Origin of the sequence: uncultured Jatrophihabitans sp., assembly GCF_964244045.1 — a bacterium.
GTDB lineage: Bacteria > Actinomycetota > Actinomycetes > Mycobacteriales > Jatrophihabitantaceae > Jatrophihabitans.
The window spans coordinates 75,144-91,128 of the sequence record NZ_CAXTHK010000011.1 but is presented as its reverse complement, the minus strand read 5'-3'; the positions used below and the strand labels follow the sequence as shown (position 1 = coordinate 91,128).

20 protein-coding genes are annotated in these 15,985 nt (G+C 68.9%); 10 read left to right on the top strand and 10 right to left on the bottom strand.

All coding sequences use genetic code 11. The annotated features are described in order from the left end of the window. The first annotated feature begins 29 nt into the window (after positions 1–29). Together ACFFC4_RS10730 and ACFFC4_RS10725 are read left to right on the top strand one after the other, a co-directional pair. On the top strand, positions 30–275 hold the full coding sequence (locus ACFFC4_RS10730) for a CopG family transcriptional regulator (protein ID WP_375500602.1): 246 nt from the start codon (positions 30–32) through the stop codon (positions 273–275). Further along, a complete protein-coding gene (locus ACFFC4_RS10725) occupies positions 272–649 on the top strand; it encodes a type II toxin-antitoxin system VapC family toxin (protein ID WP_375500600.1) in 378 nt (125 codons plus the stop codon). Before ACFFC4_RS10730 ends, ACFFC4_RS10725 begins: the two co-directional genes overlap by 4 nt. Before the next feature lie 6 nt (positions 650–655). Here the strand turns inward: ACFFC4_RS10725 and ACFFC4_RS10720 are convergent, their stop codons facing one another. Continuing rightward, positions 656–1,609 (bottom strand): GDP-L-fucose synthase family protein, encoded by a 954-nt coding sequence (locus ACFFC4_RS10720; protein ID WP_375500598.1) that lies wholly within the window; start codon positions 1,607–1,609, stop codon positions 656–658. 28 nt (positions 1,610–1,637) lie between these two features. After that, a complete protein-coding gene (locus tag ACFFC4_RS10715) occupies positions 1,638–2,933 on the bottom strand; it encodes a UDP-glucose dehydrogenase family protein (protein WP_375500650.1) in 1,296 nt (431 codons plus the stop codon). A 281-nt stretch (positions 2,934–3,214) separates the two neighbouring features. On the opposite strand from ACFFC4_RS10715, the gene ACFFC4_RS10710 reads away from it, so the two are divergent. From ACFFC4_RS10710 to ACFFC4_RS10695, 4 genes are all read left to right on the top strand, one after another. After that, a complete protein-coding gene (locus tag ACFFC4_RS10710; RefSeq protein ID WP_375500596.1) occupies positions 3,215–4,105 on the top strand; it encodes a hypothetical protein in 891 nt (296 codons plus the stop codon). A 76-nt stretch (positions 4,106–4,181) separates the two neighbouring features. Further along, positions 4,182–4,526 carry a hypothetical protein gene (locus tag ACFFC4_RS10705; RefSeq protein ID WP_375500594.1) on the top strand — a complete coding sequence of 115 codons (345 nt, stop codon included), beginning with the start codon at positions 4,182–4,184 and terminating at the stop codon, positions 4,524–4,526. Positions 4,527–4,575: 49 nt separating this feature from the next. After that, positions 4,576–4,827: a ribbon-helix-helix protein, CopG family gene (locus ACFFC4_RS10700; RefSeq protein ID WP_375500592.1), complete on the top strand. Its 252-nt coding sequence runs from the start codon at positions 4,576–4,578 to the stop codon at positions 4,825–4,827. Continuing rightward, positions 4,824–5,201 carry a type II toxin-antitoxin system VapC family toxin gene (locus tag ACFFC4_RS10695; protein WP_375500590.1) on the top strand — a complete coding sequence of 126 codons (378 nt, stop codon included), beginning with the start codon at positions 4,824–4,826 and terminating at the stop codon, positions 5,199–5,201. The genes ACFFC4_RS10700 and ACFFC4_RS10695 overlap by 4 nt, the downstream gene beginning before the upstream one ends. A gap of 12 nt (positions 5,202–5,213) precedes the next feature. Here ACFFC4_RS10695 and ACFFC4_RS10690 read toward each other — a convergent pair whose 3' ends face one another. Then, positions 5,214–7,139 carry a helicase-associated domain-containing protein gene (locus ACFFC4_RS10690; RefSeq protein ID WP_375500588.1) on the bottom strand — a complete coding sequence of 642 codons (1,926 nt, stop codon included), beginning with the start codon at positions 7,137–7,139 and terminating at the stop codon, positions 5,214–5,216. Positions 7,140–7,149: 10 nt separating this feature from the next. On the opposite strand from ACFFC4_RS10690, the gene ACFFC4_RS10685 reads away from it, so the two are divergent. From ACFFC4_RS10685 to ACFFC4_RS10670, 4 genes are all read left to right on the top strand, one after another. Then, positions 7,150–7,668 (top strand): hypothetical protein, encoded by a 519-nt coding sequence (locus ACFFC4_RS10685; protein WP_375500586.1) that lies wholly within the window; start codon positions 7,150–7,152, stop codon positions 7,666–7,668. Further along, entirely contained in the window at positions 7,665–7,811 is a 147-nt protein-coding gene (locus ACFFC4_RS10680; RefSeq protein WP_375500584.1) for a hypothetical protein, read from the top strand. Before ACFFC4_RS10685 ends, ACFFC4_RS10680 begins: the two co-directional genes overlap by 4 nt. A 415-nt stretch (positions 7,812–8,226) precedes the next feature. Then, on the top strand, positions 8,227–8,409 hold the full coding sequence (locus ACFFC4_RS10675; protein WP_375500582.1) for a hypothetical protein: 183 nt from the start codon (positions 8,227–8,229) through the stop codon (positions 8,407–8,409). A 73-nt stretch (positions 8,410–8,482) separates the two neighbouring features. Continuing rightward, complete coding sequence (locus ACFFC4_RS10670) at positions 8,483–9,811, top strand: DUF222 domain-containing protein (protein ID WP_375500580.1); 1,329 nt, start codon at positions 8,483–8,485, stop codon at positions 9,809–9,811. Here the strand turns inward: ACFFC4_RS10670 and ACFFC4_RS10665 are convergent. The 7 genes from ACFFC4_RS10665 to ACFFC4_RS10635 form a co-directional block, all read right to left on the bottom strand. After that, positions 9,804–10,097, bottom strand: a complete 294-nt coding sequence (locus ACFFC4_RS10665; RefSeq protein WP_375500578.1) for a hypothetical protein — start codon at positions 10,095–10,097, stop codon at positions 9,804–9,806. The two genes, ACFFC4_RS10670 and ACFFC4_RS10665, sit on opposite strands and share 8 nt — an antisense overlap. A gap of 281 nt (positions 10,098–10,378) precedes the next feature. Further along, a complete protein-coding gene (locus tag ACFFC4_RS10660) occupies positions 10,379–10,939 on the bottom strand; it encodes a hypothetical protein (RefSeq protein WP_375500576.1) in 561 nt (186 codons plus the stop codon). Between the two features lie 161 nt (positions 10,940–11,100). Then, a complete protein-coding gene (locus ACFFC4_RS10655; RefSeq protein ID WP_375500574.1) occupies positions 11,101–11,511 on the bottom strand; it encodes a type II toxin-antitoxin system VapC family toxin in 411 nt (136 codons plus the stop codon). After that, on the bottom strand, positions 11,511–11,786 hold the full coding sequence (locus tag ACFFC4_RS10650; protein ID WP_375500572.1) for a type II toxin-antitoxin system Phd/YefM family antitoxin: 276 nt from the start codon (positions 11,784–11,786) through the stop codon (positions 11,511–11,513). The genes ACFFC4_RS10655 and ACFFC4_RS10650 overlap by 1 nt, the downstream gene beginning before the upstream one ends. 48 nt (positions 11,787–11,834) lie before the next feature. Then, positions 11,835–12,830 carry a polyprenyl synthetase family protein gene (locus ACFFC4_RS10645; RefSeq protein ID WP_375500570.1) on the bottom strand — a complete coding sequence of 332 codons (996 nt, stop codon included), beginning with the start codon at positions 12,828–12,830 and terminating at the stop codon, positions 11,835–11,837. A gap of 6 nt (positions 12,831–12,836) precedes the next feature. Beyond that, positions 12,837–14,420 carry an NADH-quinone oxidoreductase subunit NuoN gene (gene nuoN / locus ACFFC4_RS10640; RefSeq protein WP_375500568.1) on the bottom strand — a complete coding sequence of 528 codons (1,584 nt, stop codon included), beginning with the start codon at positions 14,418–14,420 and terminating at the stop codon, positions 12,837–12,839. Next, positions 14,417–15,982, bottom strand: coding sequence for an NADH-quinone oxidoreductase subunit M (locus ACFFC4_RS10635; protein WP_375500566.1), 1,566 nt, complete (start codon positions 15,980–15,982; stop codon positions 14,417–14,419). The genes nuoN and ACFFC4_RS10635 overlap by 4 nt, the downstream gene beginning before the upstream one ends. Positions 15,983–15,985 lie beyond the last annotated feature (3 nt).

Sequence of the window (15,985 nt, the reverse complement as noted above, 5' to 3'; positions counted from 1 at the left end):
ACTGACCGACAACGATGTAGCGTTACATCATGCAGCGCACGCAGATCTCGCTTACCGCCGACGACCGCCTCATCCTCGACGCCGAGGCCACGCGCTCCGGTCGCTCGATCGCGGCCCTCATTCGCGCGGCGGTCCGATCCACATACGGGGAGCAACGCCCCGTCGAGGACGACCTGGCCACGATGCGATCGGCGTTCGGCTCGTGGGCTGAGCACGACGACGGCGCGATCATGGTCGACAGACTGCGCTCGGGATCTCGTCTGGTTCGGGAGTGACCGCGCTCGTCGACACCTCCGTGCTGATCGATTACCTGCGCGGCCGAGCTGAGGCTGCGCAAGTGCTCGAACATGAGGTGCGGCAGGCCCCGCTGCACGCCAGCGAGATCACCCGGCTCGAGGTGCTTGCCGGGATGCGGGCCTCCGAAACTGAGCGAACCCGTGCGCTGCTCGGCACCCTCACGTGGCATCCCGTCGACGCCGACATCGCCGAGGAGGCCGGCGAACTCGGCCGGCAATGGCTACCGAGTCATCGCGGAATCGACGGCGCCGACCTGGCCATAGCGGCCACGGCGCTGCTGGGCGGACGTCGTCTGCTCACGCGTAACGTCCGGCATTTCCCCATGATCGACGGGCTGCAAGCGCCGTACTGACCCGGGTCAGAGCCGTGCCGCGGCGTGCTGACGGACGAACCATTCATACGTGGCGCCCACCCCGTCCACGAGGCCGACCCTCGCCTGCCAACCGAGTTCGGACAGCCGGGACACGTCGAGAAGCTTGCGCGGCGTGCCATCCGGTTTCGAGACGTCCTGAACGATCGCGCCCTCGTAACCGACCGTCCGCGCCACCAGCTCGGCCAACTCACGGATCGTGACGTCGGTACCCACCCCAACGTTGATGGTGCTTGCGTCGTCATAGTGGTCCAGCAGGAACAGCACCGCGTCGGCGAGGTCATCGACGTGCAGGAACTCGCGACGCGGTGTACCCGTCCCCCACAGCACCACCTCGTCCAGCCCATCGATCTTGGCCTCGTGGAAGCGACGGATCAGCGCGGGCAGCACATGCGAATTCTGCGGGTCGAAGTTGTCGCCGGGGCCGTAGAGGTTCGTCGGCATGGCCGAGATCCAGTGCCGGCCGTACTGCTTGCGGGTCGACTGCACCTGCATGATGCCGGCGATCTTGGCGATGGCGTAGGCGTCGTTGGTGGGCTCCAGCGCACCGGTCAGCAGGCTGTCCTCGCGGATTGGCTGCTCGGCGAACTTGGGGTAGATGCACGACGAGCCGAGGAACAGCAGTCGGTCGACGCAGACCTCATTGGCGGCGTCCATGACGTTGAGCTGGATGCGCAGGTTGTCGGACAGGAACTCGGCCGGATACGTGTCGTTGGCCAGGATGCCGCCAACGCGTGCCGCAGCGTCGATGACGACATCCGGCTTTGTTTCGTGCAGGAACGCGAACGTCGCGTCCCGGTCGCGCAGATCCAGCTCTGAGCTCGCTGCGCCGACCAGGTCGGTGAATCCGGCTTGCTCGAACCTGCGCCACACCGCTGAACCCGCCAGACCGCGGTGGCCGGCGATGTAGACCCGGGCACTGCGATCGAGGGCGTCAACCATGCCCGTCAGTCTGCCGGATCGGTCGGCCTCAGCGACGCCCGAGCGCCCGGAAGTGCCAGCCTGCAGCGCGCCACAGCTCGGGGTCGAGGGCGTTGCGTCCGTCGAGGATGTTCTTGGTCTTCACGACCGCGCCGATCTCGTCGGGGCCGAGGTCGCGGAACTCCTGCCACTCGGTGAGGTGCAGCACGACGTCGGCGTCGCGGCAGGCCTCGAGCGCGGAATCGGCGTAGGCGAGCTGCGGGTGCAGCGCACGGCAGTTGTTCATCGCCTCGGGGTCGTACAGGCGCACGGCCGCTCCGGCCTTTTGCACCGAGACCGCGACGTCCAGGGCTGGGGAATCCCGCACGTCGTCGCTGTTGGGCTTGAACGCCGCGCCCAGCACGGCCACCCGCTGGCCGGCCAGCGAACCGCCGCACACCTCGCGGGCGAGGTCGACCATCCGGGCCCGGCGGCGCATGTTGATGTCGTCGACGCTCTTGAGGAAGGTCAGGGCCTGGTCGACACCGAGCTCGCCAGCGCGGGCCATGAACGCGCGGATGTCCTTGGGCAGGCAGCCGCCACCGAAGCCGAGACCCGCGTGCAGGAAGCGGTGTCCGATGCGCGCGTCCTTGCCGATGGCGTCGGAGAGCTGGACGACGTCGGCGCCGGTGACCTCGCAGATCTCGGCCATGGCGTTGATGAAGGAGATCTTGGTGGCCAGGAAGGAGTTCGCGGCCACCTTGACCAGTTCGGCGGTGGCGAAGTCGGTGACGATGACCGGCGTGTTGTCGGTCTCGAAGATCGGGGCGTAAGCCTCGTTGATCGCGGCCAGGCCGATGTCGCCGGAGACGCCGACCACGACGCGGTCGGGGTGCAGCGTGTCCTTCACCGCGAAGCCCTCCCGCAGGAACTCGGGGTTCCACACCAGCTCGGCACCGGCCGCCTCGACGAGCGGTTGCAGGCGCGCCGCCGTACCCGAGGGCACGGTCGACTTCCCGACGACGACCGAGCCCGGCCGCACATGCTGGGTGACTTCGGCGAACGCGGCGTCGACGAAGGACACATCGGCCGCGAACTCGCCCTTGCGTTGCGGCGTGCCGACACAGACGAAGTGGATGTCGCCGAACTGCGCGGCCTCAGCCGTCGAGGTGGTGAAGCGCAGCGCGCCCGAGGCCACGTGCTTGGACAGCAGCTCAGGCAATCCGGGCTCGAAGAACGGCACCTCACCTTTGCTGAGCCGCTCGATCTTGGCCTCGTCGACGTCCACGCCGACCACCTCGTGACCCAGCTCGGCCATCGCCGCAGCATGAGTCGCACCCAGGTAACCGGTGCCGATCACTGACATACGCACGTGCAGCGTCCCTTCATCGCCCGGATGGACGACAGGCGCCCGCGGAAGTCATGAGCTTACGCAGCGGATGTTTCGTCCCGACCAACCCGCAGACCGCATGAAGTGCGAACGCGGAGACGGGCCGTCGCCTTCGCTGCTGCAGTGGGTTTGGTTGTGACCCTCGCTCAGGTGCCGGCCGCAGCAACCTGCTGGCCTACAACCGCACCACCGGTGAATGATCACGTCCCTCGAGGTGCCACAACCATTCGCCGCCGCCAGCGACCTACTGTGAAGGCATGGTCGTCGCTGCCGTTCTGAGGCGACGATGGATCGTGCTGGCGGCGGTCGGCGTGCTCGTGGGCGCGGGCGCAGTCGGCTACGCCCTCATCCCGAACGGCCACGAGAATCCGTCTAGCACGGGCACCCGTGCGTTTCACGTGGTTCACGACGCCACCACGCCACCGGTCACCACACCGGCCGACGTGCAACGCGTCGCTCGGGTGCGGCACTCGACGCACGGTAGCGACGAGATCGTGCTGGCGACGCCGCGGAGCGCGTCGAACGGGCGATTGGTCGTCTTCGTCCATGGATCGGACGAAGACGCGATGACCATGATCGACAGCTCGCAGAACGCGTCGCTGACCGTTGCTCTGGCCCGGGCTGGGTACGCAATCCTGGGCGACGACGCCGGCGGCAATGCATGGGCGAACCCGGCCAGCATCACGTCCTACGTCCACGCTGTGTCGTCCGTGCCCGCGACGTATCGAGCGAGCGGTGTGTACCTGATCGGTGAGTCCATGGGCGGGTTGACCTCGCTGCAGCTGCTGCCCCGCCTGCCGAAGGTGCGGGCATGGATTGGGATCTACCCGGTGTGCAACCTCCAGTCGGTGTACGGACTGTCGAAAACCTCGGACCTGCACGCCGCCGTCGACGCCGCGTGGGGCACCGGGCTCAGCACAGCCCTCGCCGCCCTCTCGCCGCCGACGATCACGGCGGCCATCCCCGCCATGGCCTTCTCGTCCGTGGACGACGTGACCGTGCGGCAACGAGACAACGCCGACGTATGCCTGAGCGCCTTCGCCCACAATGCGCCCGGGCGCGCCACGCTGGTCTCGACCGCCGGGATCCATGGCGACCCGTCGAACTTCCAGCCGGCCCGCGTCGTCGCTGCGTTCGACACCGCCTGACATCAGCCGTTTCTGATCCGGCTGTTCCGGGCGGCCGAAGATCGTCCGCCGGAACCCAATGTCGGAGGGCGTCGTCATGACCTTGATCGGTAATCGTCGCGCGCCCAAACGCACCATCGTCGTCGCTGTCGTCGCTGTCGTCGCTGTCGTCCTGGGCCTGGGCCTGGGCGTGAGTCTCGCGCAGGTCGCCGACGCCGGCGCAGCCGTCTCTCCCGTTGTCGATCGCGCGGCTTCGGACGTTACCGCCGACGCGTTGCCGACTGTGCAGATCGACGGCGTGGCGTGGTCGCAGGCCATCGTCGGCAACACCGTCTACGTGGGCGGCAAGTTCACCCATGCCCGACCGGCCGGGGCGCCACGGGAACGAGCCTCGCGCCCCGCAGCAACCTGCTGGCCTACCAACCTCACCTCCGAGAATTGATCACGTCCACGGTGAGGGTCCCTGACGCTGAGTGATGTAGCCTTACATCATGTTGCGCACCCAGATCTCGCTCACCCACGAGGAGCGCCGCGCACTCGACGCCGAGGCAGCCCGGACGGGACGCTCGGTCGCGGCACTGATTCGCGACGCTGTTGAGACGGTCTACGGCACCCAGCGATCGGTGGACGACCAGCTCGCGACGATGCGGGCGGCCTTCGGCACGTGGCCGGCCGCCGGCGAGGACGGTGCGGCGCTGGTGGATCGCCTGCGATCGGGCGCCCGCCTCGACCCGTCGTCGTGAGCGCGCTCGTCGACACGTCCGTCCTGATCGACTACCTGCGAGGTCGCGCTGACGCAGCCGCGGTGCTCGAGCGCGAGGTGCGTGCGGAACAACTGCACGCCAGCGAGATCACCCGACTCGAGGTCCTGGCCGGCATGCGCGACAGCGAGACAACACCCACCCGCGCGCTGCTCGACACGGTGCTGTGGCACCCGGTGGACTCCGATGTCGCCGAGCGCGCGGGGGCGCTCGGACGGCGCTGGCTGCCCAGCTACCGCGGCATCGACGGCGCGGACCTCGCCATCGCCGCGACCGCGGAACTCTTCGAGTGCCGGTTGCTCACGCGCAACGTCCGGCACTTCCCGATGGTCAAAGGCCTGCAGTCGCCGTACTGACCCGGAGAACGGTTACCGGACCGGGAACACCGACCTGATCCGCGACACCGAGAACTCGCGGTCGTCAGAGCGCAGCCCGCACCAGGCCGAGAGCGAGGTGCCCATCAGCTGGATCTCGCTAATGACGCGTTCCGTGATCTTGTCCGACGCAGAGGCGTAGACGATCCCCACCGACCCGCCTGTGTCGATCGCGTGCGCGAGCTGGCGCAACTCGGTCGTCGACAGCGTCCGGTTGAGCCGACCGAGCACGCGCTCGGTGATGGTCTTGCCCGGTGCCTTCGGCTTCGCTGCTTTCAACCCTCGGGCCAGCTCGAGCAGGTCGAGCGGTGCGCCGGGCGGCTCGGGCTCCGCGGGCACGATGGAAATCCCGGCCTCCTGGCCCCAGGCATTGATCGCGGCCTGCAGCTCGGCCGCGTCCAACGGCGCTGCCGGCTGTCCTGTGGCCGGGACCGGCGCGGCTGCGTTGCGGACGGGGAAGTAGCCCGCCGACCGCAGCGCCTTGAGCAGGGTGTCGACGTCGACGTCGGCGGCGAGGAAGGTCGGGGCCAGCAGGCGTGGGCCGGACTTGGCCAGCTTGCGGTCGGCCGCGACGAGGGCCAGCAGCGCCGGGTCGTCGCTGCACATCACCGCGGTGGCCGGGGCGAGGCGCAGGTGACCGTGCCGGCGCGCGACGTCGGCGATCAGGTAGCGCAGCGGCTGCGGCAGCTCGGCCTGCGACACCGCGGCCAGTCTGTCCAGCAGCCCGTCGGCGGTCGCGCCGTCGCCGAATGCGCGCCGCACTGACGCGGCCGAGAATCGCCAGGTGATGGCCCCGCCGCGACCCTCGCGGTCGGCCGCGGCGTCGAGCACCGACGTCACCCGGCCGGCCGGGGTGCCTGCCACGAAGGCGGTGAGGTCCGAGCCGAAGGTGGCGTGCTGGGCGGTCGCCGGGAGCAGGCGCCGGGCGATCTCTTCGAGCTTGTTCCTGTCGTCCTCGGCCAGCAGCGCGCGGCCCAGGTCGCTGACGGCGCCATCGGCGATGACGCCCAGCAGCTCGGCCTCACCCCACTGGTCGGCCAGCGGCGCGTCGTCCGGTGAGGTGTGGACGGCCGGGTGCCACCAGTGCACTTGCTCGAGCAGCGAGGCGCGATCGGTGGCCCCGAACCGATCCAGGACGACCACCATCGCCTGCCTGGCGAGCAGGCAGCCCTCGCAGTACAGCCCGCGGCGCACCAACGCGCGCTGCACCTTGTCGTCGGCGTCGCGGGCCTCCGTCGGAGTGCTGCCCAGCGACCACCAGGCCTCGACAACGGCCGCGAACTGCACCTCGGGCGGGGCGTCGCGCCATACCGCGAACTGCGCCGAGACCGTCACCGTCGCATCGAACGTGTCGAGCAGGTCGCAGTCCTGGGCCAGCTCGAGCGCGAGGCGCAGAGTCCGCTCGTCCGTCCCCAAGGTCTTGCCCAGCCGGGTAAGCTCGCGAGCCCCCAGCCCACCGGACTTGAGCGTGGCGACGGGCGTCCGCGCGAGGTGGTCGAGCAGCGCCAGCAGACCGGCGGCGAACACGGTGGCCGCCGCCGAGGACTCGCGCTCGACGGTGGCCGGCTTCGGGGTGCGAGTGGCAATGGTCGGCGGCAGGGGAGTGAAGGGCGCTGCGTAGTCGGGGCCGCTCAGGGCCCGGGCGACCTCGGCGGGCACCTGCCAGAGGTGGCTGTACCCGCTCTGGATCAGCAGCCCGCGCGGCTCGGCCCAGTCGACCGCCGCCCGGCGCGTCCGCCACGCGCGGTCGGACCAGTCCTCGGCGTCCATGTCCTGCAGCGTTGCGCGGATGTCGGCTGGGACTTCGTGGACCAGAGCTCGGACGCGGGCCGGGTCGGCGAAGTGGTCGACCAGAGCCTGCACGGTGGCGGCTCGGTTCTGCTGCTTCGGCAGGCCCAGCGCGGTCGAGATACGGCGCATCTGATCGACGGTGCGGTTGGCCGAGGCCGAGCGGCTCGGGGATCAGCTCCCAGAGCGACTGCGGCAGCCCGAGCGTCGCGCCGGTGCGCAGGACGATCGCGTCGGAGTGCAGCTCGTCCAGGACGGTCTCGACGACGGCTGCGTGCTCGTCGCCTTCGCGCAGGAAGGCGATGAGCTCGTCGACCCGGCACCCGTCGCCGAGCGCCAGCGCCGCCTCCAGTACCTGCACGGCCGGCAGGGGCATCGATCGGGCGGCGATGGCCAGCGAGTACGGGTGCACGAGGCGCTCGGCCACCTCGGCGAGGTCGGCGGGTGGGTAGCCGGAGACGACGTCGGGCCGGCGGCTGAGCAGCTCGGCGAGGTGGGCCTCGTCGAGCTGTATCAGGTGGTGGATCAGCGTGTCGAGCTGCACCGAGATATTGAACCGCTCTGCGGGTGGGCTTCAATGCCGGTGTGGACAATGTGGTACGGCCACCCTGATCTGGGTGTTGATCGATTCGCCACGCCTCGGAGCAGGCGGCGGCAATGACCACGTTCCCGAACCTCGTCCGGCACGACCCCTTCGACCGGCTGTTGCTCACGCAGGCGCACACCGCCGGGCTGGACGTCCTGACACCCGACCGCACGCTGCTTGCGCTCGGGCTGCCGTTCGTCATCGACTCAACTCAGTGACGGATCACTAGCCTGTGCAGATGTCGGAGCTGCGGATCATCATCCTGATCTGGACGTTGCTGCTGACCATGGGGTCGGCGCCGTCCTGGGGGCGCGGCACCGTGGCGGCGTCCTGATTGTCGCCCTGCTGTCGCTCGTCTGGCTGCTCGTCGACAACCTGTTCGAAGGCGTCGTGCTCATCGACCTCACGTCGCACAACGGCGTGACAACGTCCGATTTGATCGGTGCGGGCGGCTTTGTCCTGGCTGTCGGACAATGGCTGCGTTTGCGCCTCCATGAGCGCAGGAGTGCCCGTGACTTTGGACCCGAATCCACTTCCGGACATGCGTACGACACTGAGAATCGTCAGTCTGATGCATGACCGCCTCGATGGTGAGTACTAGGCGGCGATGCAGATCTAACCGGGGGGAAGATCATGAAGTTCGATCGACGCATGCGTGGGCGCGGGTCCACGGCCAATGCACTACGGGCACTTATTCACGCGGAGATGGCCCACGAGCGGGCCGCCGCCGAGGACAAGGCTCGAGCCGCGGAGCTCGAGGCCCAGGTCCGCGAGGCGCGCGAGCAGTATCGCCGGCTGACGGCCGCGAACGCCTGATTCTCTAAATTCTTTTCGGCTTCGGGCCGCTGGGGGCAGGTTTCTGTCGGACCCCCTCCATATCGTTTTCGGTATGGACGGGGCTGTGGTCGACGACGCGATGAACGCGTTACGTGCTGCGGTCGACGGGGTGCTGGCGCTGGACTGCGTGACCGTTCCTGCGTTGACGCTGACTGAACTGTTGACCGGGTTGGAGGTGCAGCGCCGGCGTCTCGAGGCGGTAGATGTGCAGGTGGTGGCGGCGTTGGCGGCGCAGGCGACACCGGCCGAGTTCGGGGCGACGTCGGTGCCGGATCTGGTGGGTGGGTTGACCCGGGTGACCCGGGCCGAGGCCCGCGCGCGGGTGCAACGTTCGATGGATCTCGCGAGCAGGCGCACCCTGTCCGGGGAGCCGCTGGAGCCGATCCAGCCCCGTACCGCGGACGCGTTGGCGGCGGGGGAGATCTCGGGTGCGCATGTGGATGTGATCAGCCGCTACCTGGGCCGGATCCCGGCCGGGATCACCTATGAGGTGTTCGGGGCGGCGGAAGGGTTCTTTGTCGAGGCGGCCCGGCATCAGGACCCGGCCGCGGTGCGGCTGTCCGGGGAGATGCTGCTCGCTCGTCTGGACCCGGACGGCGCGGAACCCCGCGACCAGCAGCAGGACCGTTCCCGGTGGGTCGGGATCGGGGGCCGCCGCGGACCGAACGACCTCTACGGCACGTTGACCGATGAGGCGACGGCGGTGTGGCAGGCGATCCTTGATTCGCTGGCCGCACCCCGACCCGCCCAGGACGGCACCCCCGACGAACGCAGCGCCGGGCAACGTAACCATGACGCGCTGCTGGAAGCCGGACTGACACTGCTGCGCTCGGGCACCCTGCCCGACTGCGGCGGCGTCCCGGTCACCGTGGTCGTCCGCGTCGACGCCGCCGACCTGGAGCGGGCCGGCCGCGGCGAACCCGGTGCGGTGGCGCAGACCGCGCACGGCGACCTCGTCACCCTCGAGCGGTTCCTGCGCCTGGCCGACCAGGCCGACGTCACCACCGTCGTCCTCGACGCGACCGGCGGTGTGCTGGACTACGGCCGCACCCGCCGGTACGCGACCTGCGAACAGCGCCGCGCGTTGACCGCCCGCGACGGCGGCTGCTGCTTCCCCAAGTGCACCAGGCCCACGGCGTGGACCGAAGCCCACCACATCCGGGCCTGGATCCACGGCGGCGACACGAACCTCGACAACCTCTGCCTGCTCTGCGCGTATCACCACCGGACGTTCGAGAAAGCCGGCTGGTCAGTCGCCATGATCGACAGCGTGCCCCAATGGACGCCACCAGCCTGGCTCGACCCATCCCGAAGACCCAGACGTAACACCGCCCACCACCTCCCCGAGATCACGTTCGCGAGGTGCGGAAATGTCAGTTGACGCGGACGACCTTTGTTGCGCTGGCGGTACTGGCGTGGAACCCGTCTGCGCCGTAGTAGACCCGGTAGCTGAACGCGCCGCGTGCCGCCGCCCGGACCGTGAAGCGGTAGGCGCTGCGCGACGACAGCGTCTGGCGCGTCACGGTGATCCAGCGCGAGCCGGACCGGCGCTGCAGGTAGACGACGTGGCCGCGTTTGCCTGGCGCCACTGACCCGTAGACGGCGAAGGTCTTGCCTTCGCGGACGCTCGCGGCGGCCGTCGCGGAGATCCGGGCGTACTGGCCCACCGGCCCGGACGGCAGACGTTGCGGCCGCGAATCCAGTGTCGCCGGCGGCGACGAGCCGGACGTCGACGGAGTAGCCGGGGCGGAACGTCGAGAACGTGACCACGCCTGTCGCCGACGTGCGGGCGGCGGTGCCGAAGGTGACGTACAAGCCGACCCCGTGCCGGCGATACTGCAGGCGCACCGTGCGGCCGGCAAGGGCGGTCTTGTGTCCGCGCGGACCAGGCGCCCGGTCGCCGGCAGCGCCGAGCCGTAGGTCAACGACGTGGGCATCGCGGTGACGGTCAGCGTGGTGCCCACCGCCGATGGTGAAGCCGCTCGCGGTCAGTGACACCTGCGCGGGCGCGGTGGTGTCGTTCGCGCGGGTGACGGTCAGCGCGGTGGCGTTGGGGACGCTGGCGCCGTGGAGCGTTGCGTCGGCACCGGCGAAGTCCTCGAGGAACACCGTCGCGGTGTAGCTGCCGGCCGCGGTGCCCTGCGCGACCGGGACGTCGACGTCGTAGGTGCCGTCGAGCGGGGTGCCGCTGACCCGGGTCGCTATCGGAGAAGCCGACCGTCGGCAAGGTGGTGGAGGTGGCGAGCGTGATCGTGCCGTTGCTGAAACCGGCCGCGGTGGCGCCGGCCTGAGCGGCGCCGCGCACCCGGACCACGACGGTCGCGGTGGTGTCGTCCGCGGTGTCGTCGACGGTCGTCGGCAGTACTCGGTTGCTGACCAGCGTCGGGGCCTGGGTGTCCGGGGTGTCGGCGTGCGCGGCGGTGCCCACGACGGCGTCGGTGATGGCGCCGGTGACGGCGAGCGCTGCGGCCACGGACAACGCCGCGGCACGGGTACGGACGCGCAACACGAGAGCCTCCTGCAGCCCTCTCGGGCCTCCACCCCGCGGCGGACGTCGGCGCTCGATCTCAGCACTCACGCGGACTTTACGTGACAGTGCCGGGGCAACCCGGCCGCTGATCAACAGCGCTGTTGATCAGCGGGGGTGGGGGGCGGGGGGGTGGAGCGGGGCTATGTGGTCTCCGGCAAATCGTCCGGATAGACGACGCCCACCTCGGTGATCGCGGTCGTGAAGTCGCGCCGGTTATTCGTGATGAACCGATCGGCGCCGAGCCGTACCGCGGTAGCGCAGTGGACCGCGTCAGCCGCATGCAGGTGGTATCGGCCCGCGAGAAACGTGGCGAGGTCAGCCGTGGGTCTGTCCACAGGCTGCATCTGCAGCCTGCCCAACAACCCCGCAAGCGCGGCCACCTCATCGACTGCGCCACTGCGCAGCGGCTTGCTGAGGACCTCGGGTAGGAGCAAGACGGATCCGGCACACGAGTCCGGACCCGCAGACAGCAGAGCCTTGACCTTGCGACCGAGCGGGTGACCGGGCGCAGCTGCGTAGATGAGCACGTCAGCGTCGAAGCAATCCATCATCAGTCGCGATCGCGGTCCCGGCGGATAGCGGCGACGAGTTCCTCGGCTCGCTCGATGGTTAGCGCTCCGCCCGGGCTCGCAGCCGAGACGAGGTCATGCAGCCGGCCAGCCTCGGCAAGGGCCTCGACCGCTGCTGGCGACCGTGGCCGCCGCGGTGGGACAAGGACGGCGACGACCTCGCCGTGCCGGGTGATGGCGATCTCGTCACCCTGCTGGACCTTGCTGATCAGTGCAGGAAGCGTGGTCCGTGCGTCGGTAACCGAGATCGTCGTCATGTGCATGACTGTACAGCGACGTACAACCGCAACCCTTCCGCTGAGCGCTCAGCCCGTGCGGGCGATGACGACCTCGGTGAGGGCCTCGAAGGCACCCCGGGCGGGCACGTGCGGCATCGTCGACAGCGACGCGCGGGCCGACGCGGCGTAGCCGGCGAGCGTCTGCCGGGCCTCGGCGATCGCGTCGGAATCGCGCAGGAGACTGAGCGCCTCAGCGTGTTCGTCGTCTTCGGTCAACGGCCGCGACACCAGTGCACGCAACCGCTCGGAGCCGGGATCTGCCGAGCGCAGCGCGTACAGCACGGGCAGGGTGGCGATGCCCTCGCGCAGGTCGGTGCCCGGCGTCTTGCCGGACTCGTCGGAGTCGGAGGTGATGTCGAGGATGTCGTCGCTGATCTGGAACGCGACGCCGATCTGCTCGCCGAAGTCGCGCAACCCGGCGATCACGTCGGGTGTGGCGCCGGCGTAGTAGGCGCCGAACTCGGCCGCGGTGGCGATCAGCGAGCCGGTCTTGTCGGCCAGGACGTCCAGGTAGTGCGTGATGGGATCGGCGCCCTCAACCGGCCCCACCGTCTCGTGGATCTGACCGATGACGAGCCGCTCGAACGTCTGCGCCTGCAGCTTGACCGCGAACGGCCCCAGGTCGGCCAGGATGTTCGAGGCCCGCGAGAACAGGAAGTCGCCGGTGAGGATCGCGACGGTGTTGTCCCAGCGCGAGTTGGCGCTGGCCGCGCCGCGGCGCACGGGCGCCTCGTCCATGACGTCGTCGTGGTACAGCGTCGCCAGGTGGGTGAGCTCGCAGACCACCGCGGCCGGGACGACCTCCGGCCGATCCGGCGACCCGAAGTGCGCGGCCAGGACCGACACCAGGGGACGGAACCGCTTACCGCCGGCGTCTACCAGGTGGTGGGCCGCAGCGTTGACGAAGAAGTCGTTCGAGTCGCACGCGGTGCGCAGCGCGGTCTCGACCGCGTCGAGCCCACCGCGCACGGCAGTCTCGAGGGTCGGGTCGTCGAACGACAACCCCAACGCGATGCGAGACACGCCCACCTAGCCCGTCAGGTGCGCGGCTTTTTGCGCAAGGTCCAGGATCGGCTGCGGGAAGACACCCAGAAAGACGGTCACGACGACGCCGAAGGTGAGCGCGATCGAGGTCGACCACCCCGGGATGGCAATGGTCGGCGCGTTCTCGGGCGGGTCGGCGAAGAACATCAGCACCACGATGCGCAGGTAGAAGAACGCGGCCACCGCCGAGGCGATGAGCGCGATCACGACGAGCGGTCCGGCGACGTGGTAGGCGGCGCGGAACACGAAGAACTTGCCGGTGAACCCCGAGGTCAGCGGGATGCCCGCCTGTGACATGAGCAGGATCGTCATCACGATGGCCACCGGCGGGCTCTTGCGGGCCATGCCGGCCCACTGAGCCAGGCTCGTGGCCTCGCCGTCTGCATCGCGCACGACCATCAACAGGCCGAAGGCAGCCATCGTCGTGAACCCGTAGGACAGGACGTAGAACAGCACCGAGGAGATGCCGTCCTTGGTCAGAGCAACCATGCCGACCAGGATGAACCCGGCGTGCGCGATCGAGGAGTACGCCAGGATCCGTTTGACGTCGGTCTGCGTCAGCCCGAAGATCGCGCCGACGACCATGGATGCGATCGCCGCGCCCCAGACCACCGGGCGCCAGTCGTAGGACGACGTCGAGAACCCGACGTAGAGCACGCGCAGGATCGCGCCGAACGCAGCGACCTTCGTGCACGAGGCCATGAACGCGGTCACCGGGGTCGGCGCGCCCTGATAGACGTCGGGCGTCCAGGAGTGGAACGGAGCAATACCGGCCTTGAACAGCAGTCCGACGAGCAGCAGCGCGAGGCCGAGGTAAAGCAGGACGTCGGACTTCGTCGAGGTACGACTGGCGGTGAGAATGTTCGGCAGGTCGACGGAGTCGGCGTAGCCGTAGAGCAGCGCCAGCCCGTAGAGGAAGAACGCCGACGCGAACGCGCCGAGCAGGAAGTACTTGACCGCGGCTTCCTGCGAGAGCAGGCGACGCCGACGGGCCATGCCGGCCATCAGGTACAGCGGCAGCGACAGCACCTCGAGCGCGATGAACATGAGGATCAGGTTGTTCGACACCGGGAAGATCAACATGCCCGAGACGCTGAACATCAGCAGCGGGAAGATCTCGGTCTGGACGCGCTCGCTGGTGGCCAGCCGGCGGTCGTCGACCGAACCGACGGTGACGGCCGACGACGCGACGATCGGACTACCGATGTCGACGCTGCGCTCGGCCATGAGCAGCACGGCCATCACCGCCAGCACCAGGACCGTGCCCTGGATGAACAGCCCTGCCGGGTCGATGGCCAACGCGCCCGCAAACGCGGTGTTCGTGCCCCGCGGCGACGGCGTGGTGATCGACGTGCCGTGCAGCAGCGCGACGCAGACCACCGACGCGGCCAGGCCGGCGAGCGCGATGCCCACCTGCACCGCGAAGCGGTCGGCGCGCGGCACCACGACCTCGGCCAGGATGCCCAGCAGCGCAGCCCCCAGCACGATGAAGATCGGCGACAGCGCGCTGTAGGCCACCGACGGGGTGGTGATGTGTTCTACCGGCGCCGCCAACAAGATCGCGTTCATTTCCCCTCCGCCGTTCCGAGCTTGGGCGCCGGGTCGGTCTTGTGGACGTTGACGAGGGTTGCCTTGACCGCCGGGTTGATGATGTCGATCACGGGCTTGGGGTAGATGCCGAGGAAGATGATGATCGCGATCAGCGGCGCGACGGAGAAGATCTCGCGGGCGTTGAGGTCGCGGAACTTCTCGACCCGTGCGCTGACCGCGCCTTGGAAGGTGCGCTGGTACAGATACAGCACGTAGATCGCGGCCAGGATGATGCCGGTCGTGCCGATGATCGCGAAGCCCTTGTAGCGGGTGAACGTACCGACCAGCACCAGGAACTCGCTGATGAACGTGCTCATGCCGGGCAGGGCCAGCGCGGACAACCCGGCCAGCAGGAACAGCCCACCCAGGATCGGCGTGACCTTCGCGGCGCCGCCGTAGTCGTCGACGTTGCGGCTCTTGCCGCGGGCGATCAGCAGGCCCACGACGATGAACAACGCACCCGTGGAGAACCCGTGGTTGACCATGTAGAGCACCGCGCCGGTGCCGCCCTGCGTCGTGAACGCGAAGATGCCCAGGCCGATGAAGCCGAAGTGCGCCACAGACGTGTAAGCCACCATGCGCTTCATGTCGCGCTGGCCGATGGCCAGGAACGCTGCGTACAGGATGCCGATGACCGACAGCACCAGGATCGGCACCGCGAAGTAGCGCGAGGCGTCCGGGAACAGCGGCAGGCAGTAGCGCAGGAAGCCGAACGTCCCGACCTTGTCCAGGACGCCGACGAGCAGCGCCGCGCCGCCGGCCGGGGCCTCGGCACCGGCGTCGGGCAACCAGGTGTGGAAGGGGATCAGCGGCGCCTTGATCGCGAACGCGATGAAGAAGCCGAGGAACAGCCACTTCTGGGTGTTGTCGTCAGGCAGCGGATGCGCGATGAGCGTGGTGATCGAGAACGTCTTGGTCGGGCTGGTGATGTACAGGCCGATCACCGACGCCAGCATCAGCAGGCCGCCGATGAGGGAGTACAGGAAGAACTTCATCGCCGCGTACTGCCGGCGCGGGCCGCCGAAGCTGCCGATGATGAAGTACATCGGGATGAGCATGGCCTCGAAAAAGACGTAGAACAGGAACACGTCGGTGGCCGTGAAGACGCCGATCATGAAGAACTCGAGCATCAGGATCAGCCCGAAGTAGTTCTTCACCGACTTGTGCTTGACGCTCGGCACCTCCTCCTCGGCGCCGGAGCGGCTGTCAAGGGTGTTCCAGCTGGCCAGGATCACGGCCGGCACGAGCAGCACGGCCATGGCCACCAACACCAGCGCGATGCCGTCGACGCCCAGAGCGATGTGCGTCCCGAACGCCTTGATCCAGGTGACGCTGAACATGTACTGGAAGCGGTCCGCGCCTGCGCTCGTGTCGAAGGAGAACATGACGACGAGCGCGTAGACGGCGACGACCAGCGAGACGCCGAGGCTGATCAGCTTGGCCAGCTTGGCCGAGTTCGGCGAGCTCTCCGGCAGCGCGAACACGACCAACGACCCCGCCAACGGGATCAGCACGAGGACGAGCAGCGTGATGTTGTGCATCAG